1 protein-coding gene is annotated in these 255 nt (G+C 55.3%); it reads right to left on the bottom strand.

Annotated features, from left to right (window positions below):
- The coding region (gene rplW / locus R0J88_RS21720; RefSeq protein WP_410901136.1) for a 50S ribosomal protein L23 at positions 1–233 on the bottom strand (233 nt) is incomplete at its 3' end.
- Positions 234–255: the final 22 nt, after the last annotated feature.

Below are 255 nucleotides of genomic sequence, written 5' to 3'. Positions count from 1 at the left end.
ATCGAACGGCCGAAACGCTTTTGCTTGCCCTTCTGGACCAGCACGTTGACCGAATCAACTTCAACCTTGAACAGCAGCTCGACAGCCGCCTTCACTTCCTGCTTCGTGGCATCCGGTGCGACTTCGAACACGACTTGCTCGTTCTTGTCGGCAACCAGCGTCGCCTTTTCCGAGATCACCGGTGCGAGCAGGACCTGCATCAAACGATGATCGTTTTTGCGAATCTCGCTCATGACAGCAACTCCTCGATCTGGG

Source organism: Pseudoalteromonas sp. SIMBA_162 (assembly GCF_046535955.1).
Classification (GTDB): Bacteria; Pseudomonadota; Gammaproteobacteria; order Enterobacterales; family Alteromonadaceae; genus Pseudoalteromonas; species Pseudoalteromonas marina.
The sequence above is the reverse complement of the archived record's forward strand: the minus strand, read 5'-3'. Positions and strand labels throughout refer to the sequence as shown.